The 16615-nt window shown below is 67.6% G+C and carries 14 protein-coding genes; 6 read left to right on the top strand and 8 right to left on the bottom strand.

Annotated features, from left to right (window positions below; translation table 11 throughout):
• The first annotated feature begins 58 nt into the window (after positions 1 to 58).
• From VHO04_RS06160 to VHO04_RS06150, 3 genes are all read left to right on the top strand, one after another.
• Positions 59 to 1618 carry a glycerol-3-phosphate dehydrogenase/oxidase gene (locus VHO04_RS06160; RefSeq protein WP_329627488.1) on the top strand — a complete coding sequence of 520 codons (1560 nt, stop codon included), beginning with the start codon at positions 59 to 61 and terminating at the stop codon, positions 1616 to 1618.
• Position 1619: 1 nt separating this feature from the next.
• Positions 1620 to 3023, top strand: a complete 1404-nt coding sequence (locus tag VHO04_RS06155; protein WP_329627487.1) for an FAD-binding oxidoreductase — start codon at positions 1620 to 1622, stop codon at positions 3021 to 3023.
• Positions 3024 to 3131: 108 nt separating this feature from the next.
• A complete protein-coding gene (locus tag VHO04_RS06150; protein WP_329627486.1) occupies positions 3132 to 4559 on the top strand; it encodes an FGGY family carbohydrate kinase in 1428 nt (475 codons plus the stop codon).
• A 125-nt stretch (positions 4560 to 4684) separates the two neighbouring features.
• Here the strand turns inward: VHO04_RS06150 and VHO04_RS06145 are convergent, their stop codons facing one another.
• Entirely contained in the window at positions 4685 to 5521 is an 837-nt protein-coding gene (locus tag VHO04_RS06145; protein ID WP_329627485.1) for a hypothetical protein, read from the bottom strand.
• A 208-nt stretch (positions 5522 to 5729) separates the two neighbouring features.
• Here VHO04_RS06145 and VHO04_RS06140 point away from each other — a divergent pair, with 208 nt between their 5' ends.
• Positions 5730 to 7064 carry an MFS transporter gene (locus VHO04_RS06140; RefSeq protein ID WP_329627484.1) on the top strand — a complete coding sequence of 445 codons (1335 nt, stop codon included), beginning with the start codon at positions 5730 to 5732 and terminating at the stop codon, positions 7062 to 7064.
• Complete coding sequence (locus VHO04_RS06135; protein WP_329627483.1) at positions 7061 to 8227, top strand: iron-containing alcohol dehydrogenase; 1167 nt, start codon at positions 7061 to 7063, stop codon at positions 8225 to 8227. The genes VHO04_RS06140 and VHO04_RS06135 overlap by 4 nt, the downstream gene beginning before the upstream one ends.
• 600 nt (positions 8228 to 8827) lie before the next feature.
• On the opposite strand, the gene VHO04_RS06130 is transcribed toward VHO04_RS06135, so the two are convergent.
• The 4 genes from VHO04_RS06130 to VHO04_RS06115 form a co-directional block, all read right to left on the bottom strand.
• Complete coding sequence (locus VHO04_RS06130) at positions 8828 to 9895, bottom strand: LLM class flavin-dependent oxidoreductase (RefSeq protein WP_329627482.1); 1068 nt, start codon at positions 9893 to 9895, stop codon at positions 8828 to 8830.
• A complete protein-coding gene (locus VHO04_RS06125) occupies positions 9892 to 10803 on the bottom strand; it encodes an aldo/keto reductase (RefSeq protein WP_329627481.1) in 912 nt (303 codons plus the stop codon). Before VHO04_RS06125 ends, VHO04_RS06130 begins: the two co-directional genes overlap by 4 nt.
• Positions 10804 to 10903: 100 nt before the next feature.
• Positions 10904 to 12148: an MFS transporter gene (locus tag VHO04_RS06120; RefSeq protein ID WP_329627480.1), complete on the bottom strand. Its 1245-nt coding sequence runs from the start codon at positions 12146 to 12148 to the stop codon at positions 10904 to 10906.
• A 220-nt stretch (positions 12149 to 12368) separates the two neighbouring features.
• Positions 12369 to 13373 (bottom strand): LacI family DNA-binding transcriptional regulator, encoded by a 1005-nt coding sequence (locus tag VHO04_RS06115; protein WP_329627479.1) that lies wholly within the window; start codon positions 13371 to 13373, stop codon positions 12369 to 12371.
• 264 nt (positions 13374 to 13637) lie between these two features.
• On the opposite strand from VHO04_RS06115, the gene VHO04_RS06110 reads away from it, so the two are divergent.
• A complete protein-coding gene (locus VHO04_RS06110) occupies positions 13638 to 14177 on the top strand; it encodes a phosphatase PAP2 family protein (RefSeq protein ID WP_329627478.1) in 540 nt (179 codons plus the stop codon).
• Between the two features lie 45 nt (positions 14178 to 14222).
• Here VHO04_RS06110 and VHO04_RS06105 read toward each other — a convergent pair whose 3' ends face one another.
• The 3 genes from VHO04_RS06105 to VHO04_RS06095 are packed head-to-tail and all read right to left on the bottom strand — an operon-like array spanning position 14223 to position 16611.
• Entirely contained in the window at positions 14223 to 14669 is a 447-nt protein-coding gene (locus tag VHO04_RS06105) for an Lrp/AsnC family transcriptional regulator (protein WP_257548175.1), read from the bottom strand.
• Positions 14669 to 15262, bottom strand: a complete 594-nt coding sequence (locus VHO04_RS06100; protein ID WP_329627546.1) for an isoaspartyl peptidase/L-asparaginase family protein — start codon at positions 15260 to 15262, stop codon at positions 14669 to 14671. The genes VHO04_RS06105 and VHO04_RS06100 overlap by 1 nt, the downstream gene beginning before the upstream one ends.
• On the bottom strand, positions 15262 to 16611 hold the full coding sequence (locus VHO04_RS06095; protein ID WP_329627477.1) for an isoaspartyl peptidase/L-asparaginase: 1350 nt from the start codon (positions 16609 to 16611) through the stop codon (positions 15262 to 15264). The genes VHO04_RS06100 and VHO04_RS06095 overlap by 1 nt, the downstream gene beginning before the upstream one ends.
• Positions 16612 to 16615: the final 4 nt, after the last annotated feature.

Here is a 16615-nt window from a genome sequence, read left to right as displayed (position 1 = left end):
ACCATATCATTCCTATTATGCAATACCAATGCCCCGGTCATTCGCATAGCGTGACGCCATGAGCAGCACCCAACTCGACGCGCGGCGGCGTGCGCAAATCTTTGCCGAGCTGGAATCGCGGACGTTCGACCTTGCGGTGATCGGCGGCGGGATCACCGGCGCGGGGATCGCGCGCGATGCGGCGATGCGCGGGCTGTCGGTCGCGCTGGTCGAAGCGCGCGACTATGCGAGCGGGACGAGCAGCCGAAGCTCGAAGATGATCCACGGCGGGCTGCGCTACCTCAGCCAGGGCGATATCGCGCTGGTCAAGGAAGCGGCGTCGGAACGGCAGGTGCTGCGGCGGATCGCGCCGCATTTGACGAGATTGTCGCCTTTCCTGATCCCGACGACGAACATGGCGATGACCGCGAAGCTGCGCACGGGGTTGTGGACTTTCGAGAAACTGGGCAGCGTGCCCGAGGCCGAGAAGCATGAGGTGATCAACCTCGCCGAATTGCAGCGGCGCGAGCCGCTGATGCGCACCGACCGGCTAAACGGCGCGGTATTATACCCCGAATTCCTGACCGACGATGCGCGGCTCGTGCTCGCCAATATCCGCAGCGCGCAGGGCGCGGGCGCGGTGGTGGCCAACCATGCGGCGGCGTCGGACCTGACCGACGATGGGCTGGTCGCAATATCGTCGCTGGGCGATAATCTCGGCGCGCGGATCAGGGCGAGGCTGGTCGTGAACGCCGCGGGCGCCTGGGTCGACGCAGTGCGCGGGCTCGAAGCGGGCGAAGGCGATGCGCGGCTGTCGCTGAGCCGCGGCATTCATCTGGTGCTGCCGCGCGAACGGTTGCCGATCAACGCGACGATCATCATCCGCGCGCCCGACAAGCGCAGCATCTTCGCGGTGCCGCGCGGGACCTTCACCTATATCGGCACGACCGACGTCTTCCACGACGGCGCCGATTACTGGCCCGCGCCGACGCGCGCGGATATCGACTATCTGCTCCGCGCCACCGAAGCGGCGCTGGACATCGACCCGATCGGGGATGCCGAGATCGTTTCGCTATGGTCGGGGGTGCGGCCGCTGATCGCGCAGCCGGGGAAGAAAGCGAACGAGGTGTCGCGCAAGGACGAGATATGGACCTCGCCGGGCGGGCTCGTCTCGATCGCGGGGGGCAAGCTCAGCGCCTATCGCGCGATGGCCGAGCGGGTGGTCGATCTGGTCGTGAACCGGCTGGGCAGGACCGCGCTGCCCTGCTCGACCGCCGACGCCCCGTTGCCCGGCGGATCGCGGAGCGTCGGCGACGCTTTGAGCCGCCTCGATCCACTCGCCGCCGAACGGCTGGCCGGGCTTTATGGCGATGAGGCGAGCGAGATACTGATCGCGGGCGGCGACGTCGCCGCCGAAGCGGCGCGCGCGGTGACGCACGAAGGCGCGGCGCGGCTCGAGGATTATTGGGTGCGCCGCAGCGCGCGCGCCTGGTTCGACCGGGGCGCGGGTCTTGCCGCGCTGGCCCCCGCCGCCGACGCGATGGGCGCGCTGCTCGGATGGGATGATGCCGCCAGGGCGGCCGAGATCGCGCATTGCCGGCGGATCAACGATGAGAGCCGCAGGCTTTTGGGAGAGTGAGATGAGTTCGATTGCCGAAGCCCTAGCGAGCGCCATCGGCGCCGACCGCGTCGCGAGCGACGCCGATGCGCGACAAGCGCGGCGGTACGACCAGTGGGCGGTCAAGCATCTGCGCGACTGGCGCGGCGAAGCCGTGCCCGCGCCGGGCTGCGTCGTGCGGCCGCAGTCGGTCGAGGATGTGCAGAAGGTCGTGCGCCTTGCCGCCGAGCGCCGCGTGCCGCTGATCCCCTATGGTCTCGGCAGCGGGGTGTGCGGCGGGATCGAGCCGACGCCGGATGCGATCCTGCTCGACATGAGCGCGATGAACCGGGTGCGGTATATCGACAGCGGCGATCTGCTCGCGAGCTTCGACGCCGGACTCAACGGCATGGAGGCCGAAGAGGCGGTCGCGGCCCACGGCCTGACGATCGGGCATTGGCCGCAGTCGATCGCGATCAGCAGCGTCGGCGGCTGGGTGTCGACGCGCGCGTCGGGGCAATTTTCGACCGCATACGGCAATATCGAGGACATCATCCATTCGATCGAGGCGGTGCTGCCGAACGGCGAACTGGTGACGCTGGGCAAGGCGGTGCGCGCCGCCGCCGGGCCCGATCTCCGCCACCTGCTGATGGGCGCCGAAGGAACGATGGGCGTCATCACCGGCGTGACCTTCTCGCTGCGCGCGAAGGCGCCGCACCGCGATTACAGCATCTTCTATGCCGACGACATGCGCGCCGGGTTCGAGGCGCAGCGGCGGATCGTCCGCGCCGACTGGCGCCCGCCGGTGATGCGCCAATATGACGGACGCGAGGTGCGGCGGCTGTTCCGCGATCATGAACAGGGCGGCAAGGCAATGCTGCTGATGGTGCACGAAGGGCCGCAGGCGCGCGTCGAGGCCGAACTGGCAGCGATGCACGAGATTTGCGCGAGCGCGGGGCTTGAGGCAGGCGATCCGATGGCGGCGAAGCAATGGATCGAAAAGCGCAACCATGTGCCGAGCTGGCGCGACATGTTCGAGCGCGGCTATGTCGCCGACACGGTCGAGATTTCGGGGCGCTGGAGCGAGATCGGCGCGATCTATGACGACAGCATCGCGGCGCTGAACGCGATCCCCGGCGTGATCAACGCGTCGGCGCACAGCAGCCATGTCTATCGGTCGGGGATCAACCTCTATTTCAGCTTCGCCGCGACCTTCGAGGACAGCGCGAAGATGGAGCCCGCCTATTTCGCGGGCTGGCGCGCGATCATGGAAGCAACCGCGAAGCATGGCGGCGGGGTTGCGCACCATCATGGCGCGGGGCGGCTGAGGAAACCGTATCTGCACCACGACCTCGGCGGGAATGGCGTGGCGCTGTTGCGGCGGATCAAGCATTGTCTCGATCCGGAGGGGATCATGAATCCGGGGAATTTGATACCCGATGCATAAGCACCTCGTCATTGCGAGCGTAGCGAAGCAATCTCCAGCGGTCGGCATTGCGGGATCTGGCTGGAGATTGCTTCGCTGCGCTCGCAATGACGATTGGGTGGGGGCCAAGTGAATAGCCACGGCGCCCTCCTCCTCGCTCTCGACGCGGGCACCACCGGCGCCCGCGCGATGCTGGTCGATCCGGCGGGGACGGTCCTGGGCGTCGACAAGAGGCCGATCGCCAGCCGCTTTCCCGCCCCCGGACTGGTCGAACAGGATGTCGGCGCGGTGTGGGACATCTGCCGCGCGGTGATCGATGGCGCGCTGGCCGCCGCCGGGCGCCGCATCGCCGATGTCGCGGCGATCGGCGTGACGACGCAGCGCGCGAGCGTGGTCCTGTGGGATCGCGCGAGCGGCGAGCCGGTCGCGCCGATGCTGGTGTGGAGCGACCTGCGCGGGATGGACGAATATAAGGCGCTGCGCGCGGCGGGCTTCACCGCCTGGCCGCAGGTGCCGTCGGCGAAGCTGCCCGCCGCGATCGCGCTGTCGGGACGCGATCCCAAGGACTTGCAATGGGGAACGCTCGACAGCTGGCTGATCTATAAGCTGAGCGGCGCGCATGTCACCGATGCCTCGGCGGGGTGGCTGACGGGCTATTATGATTTTGCACGCGGGAGCGGGTGGGACGCGGCCTTGCTGGCGCACCAGCGCCTGCCCGCGAGCCTGTTCCCGGCGCAGGTCGAAAGCTGGGGCACGATCGCCGAAACCGACCCCGCCGTGCTCGGCGCGCGGGTGCCGATCACCGCGCTGATCGCCGACCAGGAGGCGGCGATGGTCGCGCACGGCGCGCTGGAGCGCGGCGACTGGAAAGCGACTTACGGCACCTCGGGCGTGCTGATGGCCGGAACCGGCGACACGCCGCAGGAGGTGCACCGATCCATGCCCGCCGAGGCGCTGGCCTTTGCGGGCGGCAAGCGGCGCTTCTGCGTCGAAGGGATGGTCAACACGACCGGATCGCTGGTCGAATGGCTGTGCGGCGGGCTGGGGCTGTTCGCGTCGCCGGCAGCGATGGAAGCGGCGGCGGCTTCAGTGCGCACGGCAGGGAATGTCGTGGTGCGGCCGTCGCTGGCGGGCATGGGCGCGCCGCATGGGCTGTTCGAGGCGCGCGGGCTGATCGCGGGGCTGAGCTTTGCCGATGGACCGGCCGAGGTCGCGCGCGCGGCGTTGCAGGGCATCGCCTTTCGCTTTCGCGAGATCGCCGAGGTGATCGCCGACGCGCTGCCGGTGCCCGAGGCACTGCCCGTCGCGGGCGGGCTGTCGGCGAGCGATACGTTGATGCAGTTGCAGGCCGATGCCTTGCAGCGCCCGGTGCGGCGCCACGCGGTGCGCGAGGCGAGCGCCTATGGCGCGGCGCTGGCGGCGGGGATGGGCGCGGGGCTGTTCGGAGAAAGCGACCTTCAGCGGCTGGCGCGATATGACGCGGAGTTCCTGCCGAAAGTCGGGCGCGACGAGGCCGATGCGGCGTTTGCGCAGTGGCGGGCGGCGGTGATGGTGTGAGATACCACCTTCCTTGTGCCCCTGCGAAGGCAGGGGCCCATCACCGGCCCTCTCGTTGTCAAGGCATCCGCAGTGCAGAATATGTGCGTTCGGTGATGGACCCCTGCCTTCGCAGGGGCACAGGGCTAGGCCCCGCTCACCTCGCGCCACAGCCCGCGCACGATGTCGCGCATCCTCTGCGCCTCGTCCCAGCGGTTCGTCAGTTCGCGGCCGTCGGGCGCGGTGATCGCATAGGGCGGCGGGCCAAGCTCGCACATGAAGGTCAGCGCGTCGCCCGCGCGCGCCTGTTCGAGCCACAGCTCGAAACCGCGGCGCCACCAGGCGACATGCTGGTCGAGCCAGCCCTTGTGCTGCGGCGCGTCCAGCGCGACCTGCACCTGATGCGTCGTCGAAACGCGGCCGTGGAAATTGTGGCTCCCCTGCAGGATCGTCTCGATCGCCGCGAGCTGGTCGCCGCGCAGCGGCAATTCCATCTCGCCCGCGACCGGATAGTGCGAGAGGTCGGCGGTCAGCGGCAGGCCGGGGCGTTCCTCGATCAGCCGCAGGGTGAAGAGGAGATCGTTGGTGAGGCGGCCGCGGTGGGTTTCGAACCAGACGGGCAGCGGCGCATCCTTCGCCGCGGCGGCGAGGCTGTCGACGAGCCGCAGCGCGGCGCCGAAATCGGCCGTCGGACCCGCGATCTGGACATTGAGATGATGCGCGCCGAGCCGCTGCGCCTCGCCGATCCAATGCGTGAGCTGATCGGCGTCGTGGACGAGCACCTGCCCCTCCCAAGCAAGGCCGCGCGGGTTCATGACGCGCGCGACGCCGTCGGTGCGCGCGATGCGCGCGAGGTTGGTCCCGACGCCGTCGAACCCCGCCGCGACGACCCGTTCGAGCGCATCGTCGAGGCGGTTTTCGATGTCGAAGCCGAGACATTGGTCGAGGCCCCAGACCGATTGAAGAACGAGCAGTTGCGGCATGACTTCCCTTTCAGACAGCGTTGTCATATCGCGATGGGGATGGGAGTCAACTAACTGCCCGACAAATGCAAAACACCCTCGTCATGCCGGACTTGATCCGGCATCCATTCAAGCCGGCAAAGGAAGAATGGACCCCGGATCAAGCCTGTCCTGAGCTCAGTCGAAGGGTTCGGGGTGACGAAATAAGAAACGATTACGAGAGGATGTCATGAGTAGCGAAGCCCCCGCCCCGCCCGCCCCTCCGCAGGTATCGCCCGCCTATCGCCGCTATGCGCTGACGGTGTTGCTCGTCATCTATATCCTCAATTTCCTCGACCGGCAGATCGTCTCGATCCTCGCCGAGCCGATCAAGCACGACCTCCATCTCGCCGACTGGCAGCTCGGGGTGATGACGGGGCTGGCCTTCGCGCTCTTCTACACCGTGCTCGGCATTCCGATCGCGCGCTATGCCGAGACGGGGCACCGGCCGCGGATCATCGCGGCGGCGGCGGGGCTGTGGAGCCTGTTCACCATCTCGTGCGGCTATGCGCAGAATTTCGTCCAGCTCACGCTGTGCCGCATCGGCGTCGGGATCGGCGAGGCGGGCTGCACCCCGCCCGCCCATTCGCTGATCACCGATTATACGCCGCGCGAAAAGCGCGCCTCCGCCCTCGCCTTCTATTCGCTGGGCACGCCCCTCGGCGGGCTGCTCGGGCTCGCGCTCGGCGGGCTGATCGCCGACGCTCATGGCTGGCGGACCGCCTTTCTGGTCGCCGGGCTGCCGGGGCTGCTGATGGCGGTCGTCGCCTGGACGACGTTGCGCGAGCCGCGACGGCAGATGCATGTCGACCTCGCCGTGCTGAAGGCCGCGCGCCCCGACTTCAAGACCGCGATGGCGGAGATCCGCGGCAAGCGCACCTTCTGGCTGATCGCCTTCGCCGCCGCGATCAAGGCGTTCATCGGCTATGGCGCCGCGGCCTTTATCGCGCCCTTCTTCTTTCGCAATCATGCCGAGGAGTTGACCGCGATCGCGGGCGATTTCGGGCTGGGGCTGACCGGCTTCCTCGGCGTCGCGCTCGGCGTCGTGCTCGGGCTGACCGGCGCGGTCGGGACATGGCTGGGCGGCTGGCTCGCCGACCGCTACGGCGCGCGCGACCTGCGGGCCTATGTCGGCATCCCGGCGGTTTCGACCCTGATCGGCATCCCTTTCTATGTCGCCGCGCTGCTCGTCGATTCAGCGGTGACCGCGCTGATCCTCTTCGCCTTTCCGCCGATCCTCAACACGCTCTGGTACGGGCCCGGCTATGCCGCGGTGCAGGGGCTGGTGCGGCCGCAGACGCGCGCGACCGCGTCGGCGGTGCTGCTGTTCATCATCAACCTGATCGGGTTGGGGCTCGGCCCGCTCGGCGTCGGCGCGGTCAGCGATTTTCTAAGCGGGCCGATGGGGCTAGGGTCGGCGGAGGGCGTGCGCTGGTCGCTGATGATCTTCATTATGTTCGGCGCGCTCGCCTCGGCGCTGTTCTGGATGGCGCGCAGTTCGATCCGTGAGGAGATGGTCAGTTGAGTATCGCCAGCATCGCTTTGCCCCGCATCCTGCGCATCGGCGGGGGCGCATCGAAAGAGCTGCCCGCGGTGCTGGCGACGCTGGGGCTGGCGCGGCCGCTGATCGTCACCGACGCCTTTCTGCTCGGCAGCGGGCGCGTCGAGGCGCTGGTCGGCGGGCTGGCGGCGGCGGGGATCGCCGCGCGCGTCTTTGCCGACACGGTGCCCGACCCGACGGTGGCATCGGTCGACGCCGGCGTCGCCTGTCTGCGCGAGGGCGATCACGACTGCGTCGTCGGCTTCGGCGGCGGCAGCCCGCTCGACAGCGCCAAGGCGATCGCGGTGCTGGGCGAGCATGGCGGGGCGATGGCCGATTACAAGGCGCCGCATGTGCAGGACGCGCCGGGACTGCCGGTGATCGCGATCCCGACGACGGCGGGTACGGGGTCGGAGGCGACGCGCTTCACGATCATCACCGACGAGGCGACCGACGAGAAGATGCTCTGCCCCGGCCTCGCCTATCTGCCCGTCGCGGCGCTGGTCGATTATGAGCTGACCTTCACCAAGCCGCGGCGGCTGACCGCCGACACCGGGATCGATTCGCTGACCCACGCGATCGAGGCCTATGTGTCGAAGCGCGCGAATCCGTTCAGCGACGGCATGGCGCTGCTCGCGATGCGCGCGATCGCGCCGAACCTGCGCCGCGTGTGCGCCGACCCGATGGATGCGGCGGCGCGCGAGGCGATGATGCTGGGCGCGACGCAGGCGGGGATCGCTTTCTCGAACAGTTCGGTCGCGCTGGTTCACGGGATGAGCCGGCCGATCGGCGCGCATTTCCATGTCCCGCACGGGCTGTCGAACGCGATGCTGCTGCCCGCGGTCACCGCCTGGTCGGCGCCCGCGGCGCTCCACCGCTATGCCGATTGCGCGCGGGCGATGGGGGTGGCGGACGAGGCCGAGGGCGACCAGTCGGCGGTGGCGCGGCTGCTTGACGAACTGGCGGCGCTCAACCGCGAGCTGAAAGTGCCGGGGCCGGCGGCGTGGGGCATCGACGCGGCACGCTGGGAGGCGCTGGTCCCGACGATGTGCGGGCAGGCGGCGGCATCGGGATCGCCCGCGAACAATCCGCGGGTGCCGGATGCGGAGGAGATGGCGATGCTGTATGCGCAGGTGTGGGCGGGGTAGCCCAACGTTTCGTTCAAAGCCGTCAGCAAACATCGACGTCGGAATGATCGCTTGAACAACTCGATTGTTTTCCGCGCAGAGTAGCGCAGCCCGACGCGTGAATGACCGTCGTCACATTGCCGATCGCATCCGTCGCGACGGGACCGAAAACCATTATGCCGTTACCGTCGTTCCACTCAGGAAACCGGGCAACAGCTATTCCCTGCCGTTCCATGGCACGGGTCAGTTGCGCCAGACAGGCTGGACTTCCTTCGACCGACAGCCTCCAATGGCTTTCGGCGGGTAACGATGGCGCGTCTCCGCACGACAGAAGTGCCATGCATGAAGCGAAGGTCACAATTCGGCCAGCCTGCATGGATATGTTGCTACATTACTGGCTGGGCGATAGCCAGCGCGACCGGCACGATCCCGTTCATCCTCCCGCAACCCGCGCTCTGCTTAAGCGCGCTCGCCCCGTCTCCCTCTCTCCTACGTCTCATCGAGGAGGCGGGGCATCCCTTGGTCGTCATTGCGAGCGAAGCGAAGCAATCTCCAGCTATCGAACCCGCGCGAGGCCGATAGCTGGAGATTGCTTCGCTTCGCTCGCAATGACGGGAGGCGTCAGAGCGCCAGCGGCCCGTGCGTCATCTTCGGCAGCACATGGCGCGCAAACAGGTCCGCCTCGGCGGCGTGGGGGTATCCCGACAGGATAAACGCCTCGATGCCCATGTCCTGATAGCGCCGCAGCTTCGCCAGCACCTGGTCGGGGTCGCCGACGATCGCGGCGCCGCAGCCCGAGCGGGCGCGGCCGACGCCGGTCCACAGATTATCCTCGACATAGCCGTCGTCGGAAGCGGCCTCGCGCAGCGCAACCTGCGCGTTGACGCCGAAGCTTTGCGAATCGAGCGACTTGGCCTTGATCGCCGCGCCCTTGTCGGCGTCGAGCTTCGAGAGCAGGCGGTCAGCGGCGGTGCGCGCTTCGGCCTCGGTATCGCGGACGATCATGTGCGCGCGATAGCCGAATTTGAGCGTGCGGCCATAAGCGGCGGCGCGCGCGGTCATGTCGGCGATGATCTCCTTCACCACCTCCTCGCGGTCGGGCCACATGAGGAAGACGTCGCAGCCCTTCGCGGCGGCGTCGCGCGCGGCGGGGGACAGCCCGCCGAAATAGAGCGGCGGCGCCTTGCCCGACACCATGCCGATGCGCGGCGGATCGAGCTTCAGCTTCCAGAACTCGCCGTCATGGTCGAGCGCCTCGCCGTTGAGCAGCGTCTTCAGGATATGCATCGCCTCGACCGTGCGGCGATAGCGCGGTTCGGACTCCATCGTCTCGCCCGGCATGTCCGACGAGATGATGTTGACCGTCAACCGGCCGCCCAGGATACGGTCGATCGTCGCGATCTGGCGCGCAAGCTGCGGCGGCCATGTCTCGCCGATGCGCACCGCCATCAGCAGGCGGATGCGCTTGACCATCGTCGCGATCGCCGCGGCGAAGGCAGTGGTGTCGATGCCGAGCGCATAGCCCGATGGGAGCAGGATATTGTCGAATCCCAGACTGTCCGCCTGCATCACGATGTCGCGGCAATGCTCCCAACTCGATTTGAGCATCGGGTCGGGGACGCCGAGAAATTCATAGTCGTCGTCGCAAAGCGCCGAAAACCAGCTCACTTCGCACGTGCGATCGGTCATGGCAGATTCTCCCCCATCGAAGTTTGCAGCACCGCGTACCATTCGGCGCGCGTCCAGCGCGGCACGAAGGCCTGCGGGATTTCCTTGATCCGGCCCGGATTTTGGGTGCCGACGATCGGGATCGGGCGCGCGGGATGCGCCATCACCCAGCTATAGGTCGCGGCGGCGCGCGAGACGTCATATTCGGCGGCCTTGGCGTCGAGCAGCGCGGCGATGGCGCGCGCGCGTTCGTCGGCCGGATCGCCCAGCCGGCCGCCGCCGAGCGGCGACCAGGCGAGGAAGGTCATGCCCTCCGCCATCGACTGGTCGAAGATGCCGTCGAACAGCGGGTTCAGGTGGAGCGGCGAGAACTCGCTCTGGTGGCTGACCACCGGGACGGGCAGGAATTTGGCGAGCGCCGCCGCCTGCGACGGCGTGAAATTCGAGACGCCGATCGCGCCGATCTTGCCCGCGCGATGCGCTTCCTCGAGCGCGCGCGCCGCTTCCTGCGGATGGGTGAGCAGGTCGGGGCGGTGGATCTGCCACAGTTCGACACGGTCGGTGCGCAGGCGCTTCAGCGAAATGTCGATCGCCGAGGCGAGATAGGGCGCGCTGCTGTCGTAAGGGACGCCGAGGATGATCCCGCCCTTGGTCGCGAGCAGCATCTTGTCGCGCAAGGCAGGCGCTTCGGCGAAGACCTCGCCGAGCAGCGCCTCGGCCGAGCCGAAGCCGCCGGGGGTGTCGCAACCGTAGATGTCGGCGGTGTCGAAGAGGGTCACCCCCGCCTCGAACGCCGCGTCGATGCGCGCGCGGGCGGTGCCGACGTCGGCACCAGCGAAGCGCCACATGCCCCAGGCGATGGGAGCGACCTCATGGCCGGCGAGCGACACGGGGGCGGGAGCGGGTAGATGATCTGACATCGCTGTCATATACTCCATGGTTTAACGGATGGGAAGCGGGTTTTCTATGCGGTGCAGCTAATCTTTTGCGTCGTCATTCCCGCGAAAGCGGGGATGACGAGAATTACCTTCAACGCGCCAACACCGGCGCCTCGCCATCCTCCTCGTCCACCGCGACGATGCGCGGCAGGATGAGGTGGATCGCGGCGAGCGCAGCGAGATAGGTGAAAGCGCAGATGAGCATCATCGGCATGTAGCCACGGCCGGTGTCGAGCGACCAGCCCGCGAACTCGATCATCGCCATGCCCGACAAATTGCCCGCGAAGGCGCCGATGCCGATTGCCGAGCCGACGATCTTTGCTGGAAAAACATCGGTGGTGAGGCCGAAGAGATTGGTCGAGAACCCCTGATGCGCGAAGAGGCCGAGGCCGAGGATCGCGGCGGCGACCCACGCGCTGTCGGCATGAACGAGCAAAGGCACCGGCAGGATCAGCACGGCATAGATCAGCATCGATGTCTTGCGCGCGGTGTTGACGCTCCATCCGCGGGTCATCAGCAACGACGGCAGGAAGCCGCCGGTGATGCCGCCAAGCGCCGCCATGAAATAGACGAAGGCGACCGGAAGCCCGAGCGTTCCCTGACTCAGCCCGAAGACGCGGTGGAAGAGGTCGGGCATGAAGAAGAGCAGGAACCACCAGACTTGGTCGGTGAGCGCCTTCCCCAGGATCACCGCCCATTGGCGGCGGTCGCGTAGCAGGCTGCCCCATGCGATCTTCGTCGCGGCGGCGTCGGCGGCGCCAGGCTGTTCGGGAATGCGCACCATCAGCCAGACCACCACCCAGACGAGCCCGAGCCCGCCCGCGATCAGAAAGGTCGACTGCCACCCCCACATCAGCGCCATCAGCGGGATCAGCAACGGCGTCAGGATCGCGCCTACATTGGGCGCGATGCCGCCAAGGCCGAGGACGACCGAGCGCTCCTTCGCATTGAAATAGGTCGCGGCGGTCTTCACCGCCGCCGGGGTGCCGATCGATTCGGCGGCGCCGAGCACCGCGCGCGAGGTGACGAAGCCCGCGACCGTGGTCACGAAGGCGTGCGCCATGCCCGCGAGGCTCCACACGCCGACCCCGATCGCGAAGCCACGGCGCAGCCCGACCTTGTCGATGAACCAGCCGGTGCCGAGAAAGGCGAGCGCGGCAGCGAATTGAAAGGCCGAGGCCATGTGGCTGTAATCGCGGTCGCTCCAGTCGAATTCGGCCTGGAGGGTCGGCTTCAGGAGTGCGAGAATCTGGCGGTCGACATAGTTGAGGACGATGGCGACGAAGACGAGTCCCACCAGCAGCCAGCGGCGTTTATCGGCGATTTGCGCCACCATCGTCTCTCCCCGAATCTTTCGTTGACCAATAAGATAACGCTGTCATATCCGAAAGGACAGACGTTTTTTCACAGCGGCGGGAATGGGGTGGGGCGTAAACCGTCCGCTGTTTCCGTTCGTGTCGAGCGAAGTCGAGACACCCATCGACAGCCTGAGGGGCATCTCGACTTCGCTCGATGCGAACGGGTTTGGTTAGCTTTATATTTGCAAACGGTCGCTTTCAGCCTTTCGGCGCCGCCGTCGACCCGCGCACGACCAATTCGTGCGGCAACTGCCGCCGCTCGATCCGCTCGCCGAATTCGAGCAGCAGATCGGCGGCGGCATAGCCGAGATCGCGGATCGGCTGGCGGATCGTCGTCAGCGCCGGCCAGACGACCTGCGCAAGGTCGGTGTCGTCGAAGCCCGCGACCGACAATTGCCCGGGCACCGACACGCCCCGGCGATGCGCGGCGGCGAGAACGCCCGCGGCCATTTCGTCGCTGCTCGCGAAAATCGCGGTCGGCGGTTCGTCGAGGGCGAGCAGCGCCTCGGCCGCCGCGGCGCCCGACGGAAAATCGAACTGGCCGGGAAAGACGAGCGCCGCATCGAAGCCGATGCCCGCCCGCTGCAGCGCCTGCCGATAGCCGGTCAGCCGCTGGCTGCTGGCGAAATAATTGGCATGGCCGGTAACCAGTCCGATGCGGCGGTGGCCGAGCGCAATCAGATAGGCGGTCATGTCGTCGGCCGCCTGGACATTGTCGATATAGACCGCCGAGGTCGCGGTGAGGTCGGTCCCCGGCTGGACGCGAACGACGGGAATCTTGCGGCGGAACAGCTCGGCCAGCGCGGTGCCGACGTCGGTCACCGGCGGCGTCATGATGATGCCGTCGAGCTGCGCCTGATCGATCAGCGCGCCGATGTCGTCGACCAGCCCCGGCGAGTTGATGTCGCACGGCTGGACGATCATGCGGAAGTCGGCTTCGCGACAGCGCTGTCCGACCCCGGCCTGCATGTTGAAGATATAATAAGGGCTGGGGTTGTCGTGGATCAGCCCGATCTGGAACGAGCGTTTGCCGGCCAGCGTCCGCGCAGCGAGGCTGGGATGATAGTTGAGCCGCGCGACGGCTTCCTCGACCTTTTGCCGCATGTCGTCGCTGACATAGCGTTCCTTGTTGAGAACGCGCGAGACAGTCTTGATCGACACGCCCGCGACGCGCGAGACATCCTTGATCGTCGCCCGGGTCATGCGCGCATACGCTCCGCACCCGTGTGGCAATATGGCATCCCGGCTCCCCTGCTGACCACCGCTGTCTGCTTAGGCACGTCCCCTGCCCTTTCGCAAGAGAAGCCATGGCCTCATCGTTACGAATAATGGCTTTCCCGCGCCTATCGACACCGCGCGAGGGCATGCACCGCTTTGCTTCGCCGCCTAAGTGAGATATGCCGGCGCCCGGCAAATGGGGCTTGCCGTTTCGGGCCCATCGGCCCTCTTCGACGAGGGGAGTCTGCCATGCGTAAAATATGGATCGTCGCGGCGGTTGCGACCGGCCTGTCGGGCGCCGTGCCCGCTCATGCCAGCGAAAAGGGGTGGAACGATGCGGGGTCGGTCGCGCGCGATGCACTGGTCGTCGCGGCCTTCGGCGTGCCCGCGGTCCAGGGCGACTGGGACGGCGTATTGCAGGCGGGCGGCAGCATCGGCGTCGCCGCCGGCGTCACCTATGGCCTCAAGCAAGCCTTTCCCGAACGGCGTCCCGACGGCAGCGATACCAAGAGTTTCCCGTCGGGCCACACCTCCATGTCGTTCGCCGCCGCGGCGACGCTCCAGAATCGATATGGCTGGAAGGTCGGCGTCCCGGCACAGATCGTCGCCGCCTTTGTCGGCCTGAGCCGCGTCGAGGCCCGTAAGCACCATGTCCACGATGCCCTCGTCGGCGCCGCGATCGGCGAGGCGTCGGGCTTTCTGATCACCCGCCGCGCGAACGACCGCGTTCAGGTGTTTCCCTGGGGCGATACCAAGGGCGGCGGCATCGCGGTGACGATGCGCTTTTAGGGTCGAGCGCTACGGAGCGCCCGGCTGAATCCGTATTATTTCAAATTATCGCTCGATCTTCGTCGCCAATATGACCGAGGTCGTGGTCCGCTCGACCCCGTCGAGGAGCCCGACGTCGTCGATCAGCTCGTTGAGCTGGCCCCCGTCCTCGGCCTCGAGCATCGCGATGATGTCATATTCGCCGCTGATCGCGTGGATCGCCTGCACCTGCGGCAGCGCGGCGAGCGCCTGTTCGACCTCGCGGTGATAGCGCGGCAGCGTCTTGATCATCATGTGCGCGCGGACGCGGCTGGCGGCGAAGGCGTGTCCGAGGCGAACGGTGTAGCCCGCGACGACCTTGTCCTCCTCCAGCCGCGCGAGGCGCGAATAGATCTGCCCGCGCGAGATGCCGAGTTCCTTGGCGAGCTGCGCGATCGTCTGACGGGCGTCGTCGCGCAGCAGGGTGAGCAGCCGCTCGTCGATCTCGTCGAGACTGACGCCGCCGCTCGCCATCAATCGGTCAGCTTCTCGTCGGCGAAAACCGCTGTTTCAGGAGACCCCCCGGCGCTCATCCGGCCACGATACATGCCGAGGTCGTTGATGGCAAAGGCGGGGTGCCCGTCGGGGCCCATCGCGATCAGCCCGCCGTCGCCGCCGATCGCGCCGACCGCCACGATCGTATCCTGCGCCGCGTCCTTCAGGCTTTCGCCCTTCCATGCGACGCGGTCGCAGACCTGCCGCGCCGCGCTTTCGCGGATGAAATATTCGCCCGATCCCGTCGCCGACACCGCGCATTGCCCGTTCTTGGCATAGGTGCCGGCGCCGATGATCGGCGAATCGCCGATGCGGCCCCAGCGCTTGCCGGTCATGCCGCCGGTCGAGGTCGCGGCCGCGAGATTGCCGTCGGCGTCGAGCGCGACCGCGCCGACGGTGCCGAACAAATGGGTCGGATCGACCGCGGCCTGCTGGCGTTTGCGCCACGCGAGCAGTTGCTGCCAGCGCTCCTCGGTACGGAACCAGCCCGGTTCGACCTGTTCGAGTCCCTGTTCGACCGAAAATTTGTCGGCGCCCGCGCCCGCGAGCATCACATGCGGGCTCTTGTCCATCACCGCGCGCGCGAGGTCGACGGGATGGCGCGTGCGGGGACGCCCGCCACCGCGCCCGCCTTTTGCGTCTTGCCGTCCATGATCGCGGAGTCGAGTTCGTTGCGGCCGTCGGCGGTGAACACCGCGCCGCGTCCGGCGTTGAACAGCGGATTATCCTCGAGCACCCGCACCGCGGCGGCCACCGCGTCGAGCGCCGGGCCACCCCTGTCGAGCACGGCGCTACCCGCCCGGAGCGCTTCGTCCAGACCGGCGCGATAGGCTTTCTCCTTCTCCGGACTCAACGATCCGCGCTCGATCACCCCGGCGCCACCGTGGATCGCGAGCGACCAGCGCGGCACTTCGGCAATCGCGCCTGCACGCGCGGCATAGTTGCGGACGAAGACGGGACGATCGACCTGCCCCGACGGCAGATGGACAACCGAGTCCGGCCCGACGCCGGTGACCTTGATCCGCGGCGCGTCGAGCGGGCCGCGCCCGGCTATGCCGCGCAGGCCCGCTCCATCGACCACCCAGGCATAGCCGTCGGGCGCAGTCGCATAAATGCGCCCGGTCCCGTCGGGCTCGACCGCGAGCGCCGCGCTTTCGTCGACCCCGAGGCCGATCATCGCGGGCGCATCGGCCGGGCGATCGCCCTCGGCCTTGGCGACGAAGGCGAAGAGGCGGCCGAGGCGGTCGCGCTCCTTGAAATGGGTGTCGGTGACGATTCCCTTGAGCAAAGCGAGGTGCAGGAAGTCGCCCTCGATCGTGTTCGCGGGGCCGAACGGGTCAGCGAGTGCCTCCGCGCTGGTGATGCTGCCGCCGTCCATCGCGCCGTAAAGCTTTTCGCCCTGCATCGCGAGCCCGGCGCTAGTGCCCGCAAGCGGCTTGCCTGCCGCGACATGTGCGTCGAGGATTTCGTTCACCGGCGTGCCGCGCCAGAAGCGGACGTAGCGCGCCTGGTCGCCGCCCGCGATGAAGATGCCGTCCGCCTTGCGCAGCCGGTCGAGGATTTTCGGATCGGTCGATTGCGAACGGTCGTGGAATACGAAGATTTCGGCCGACTGGATGCCGCCGACGTCGTGGAAGAATTCCTGTCCCATCTCCTTGCCGTAGGAGGCGCTGATCACGACGATATGGCCGTTCCCGGCCTTGGCGAAGAACCATTTCATCGCGTCGATATTACGGTCGCCGCCACCCATCAGCAGCAGGCCGCCCGACACCGGCCCCGGCGTCGGGGTGCCGAGCTTGCCGAAGACATAATGTTCGACCGGCGGCACCTTCGCCTCTTTCGCGACGGCGGGAGCGAGCGGCAGCGCCGCAAGCAGCGCCAATAAAGTCAACAGCCAGTTCAGCCCGATCCTGCGCGGCATCTTG

This window comes from Sphingopyxis sp., assembly GCF_036261875.1.
Lineage (GTDB): Bacteria > Pseudomonadota > Alphaproteobacteria > Sphingomonadales > Sphingomonadaceae > Sphingopyxis.
The sequence above is the reverse complement of the archived record's forward strand: the minus strand, read 5'-3'. Positions and strand labels throughout refer to the sequence as shown.

Coding starts and splice junctions, on each gene's coding strand:
- VHO04_RS06160 (WP_329627488.1), top strand. CDS start 59: ATGAGCAGCACCCAACTCGACGCGCGGCGGCGTGCGCAAATCTTTGCC.
- VHO04_RS06155 (WP_329627487.1), top strand. CDS start 1,620: ATGAGTTCGATTGCCGAAGCCCTAGCGAGCGCCATCGGCGCCGACCGC.
- VHO04_RS06145 (WP_329627485.1), bottom strand. CDS start 5,521: ATGCCGCAACTGCTCGTTCTTCAATCGGTCTGGGGCCTCGACCAATGT.
- VHO04_RS06140 (WP_329627484.1), top strand. CDS start 5,730: ATGAGTAGCGAAGCCCCCGCCCCGCCCGCCCCTCCGCAGGTATCGCCC.
- VHO04_RS06130 (WP_329627482.1), bottom strand. CDS start 9,895: ATGACCGATCGCACGTGCGAAGTGAGCTGGTTTTCGGCGCTTTGCGAC.
- VHO04_RS06125 (WP_329627481.1), bottom strand. CDS start 10,803: ATGACAGCGATGTCAGATCATCTACCCGCTCCCGCCCCCGTGTCGCTC.
- VHO04_RS06120 (WP_329627480.1), bottom strand. CDS start 12,148: ATGGTGGCGCAAATCGCCGATAAACGCCGCTGGCTGCTGGTGGGACTC.
- VHO04_RS06115 (WP_329627479.1), bottom strand. CDS start 13,373: ATGACCCGGGCGACGATCAAGGATGTCTCGCGCGTCGCGGGCGTGTCG.
- VHO04_RS06110 (WP_329627478.1), top strand. CDS start 13,638: ATGCGTAAAATATGGATCGTCGCGGCGGTTGCGACCGGCCTGTCGGGC.
- VHO04_RS06105 (WP_257548175.1), bottom strand. CDS start 14,669: ATGGCGAGCGGCGGCGTCAGTCTCGACGAGATCGACGAGCGGCTGCTC.
- VHO04_RS06100 (WP_329627546.1), bottom strand. CDS start 15,262: ATGGACAAGAGCCCGCATGTGATGCTCGCGGGCGCGGGCGCCGACAAA.
- VHO04_RS06095 (WP_329627477.1), bottom strand. CDS start 16,611: ATGCCGCGCAGGATCGGGCTGAACTGGCTGTTGACTTTATTGGCGCTG.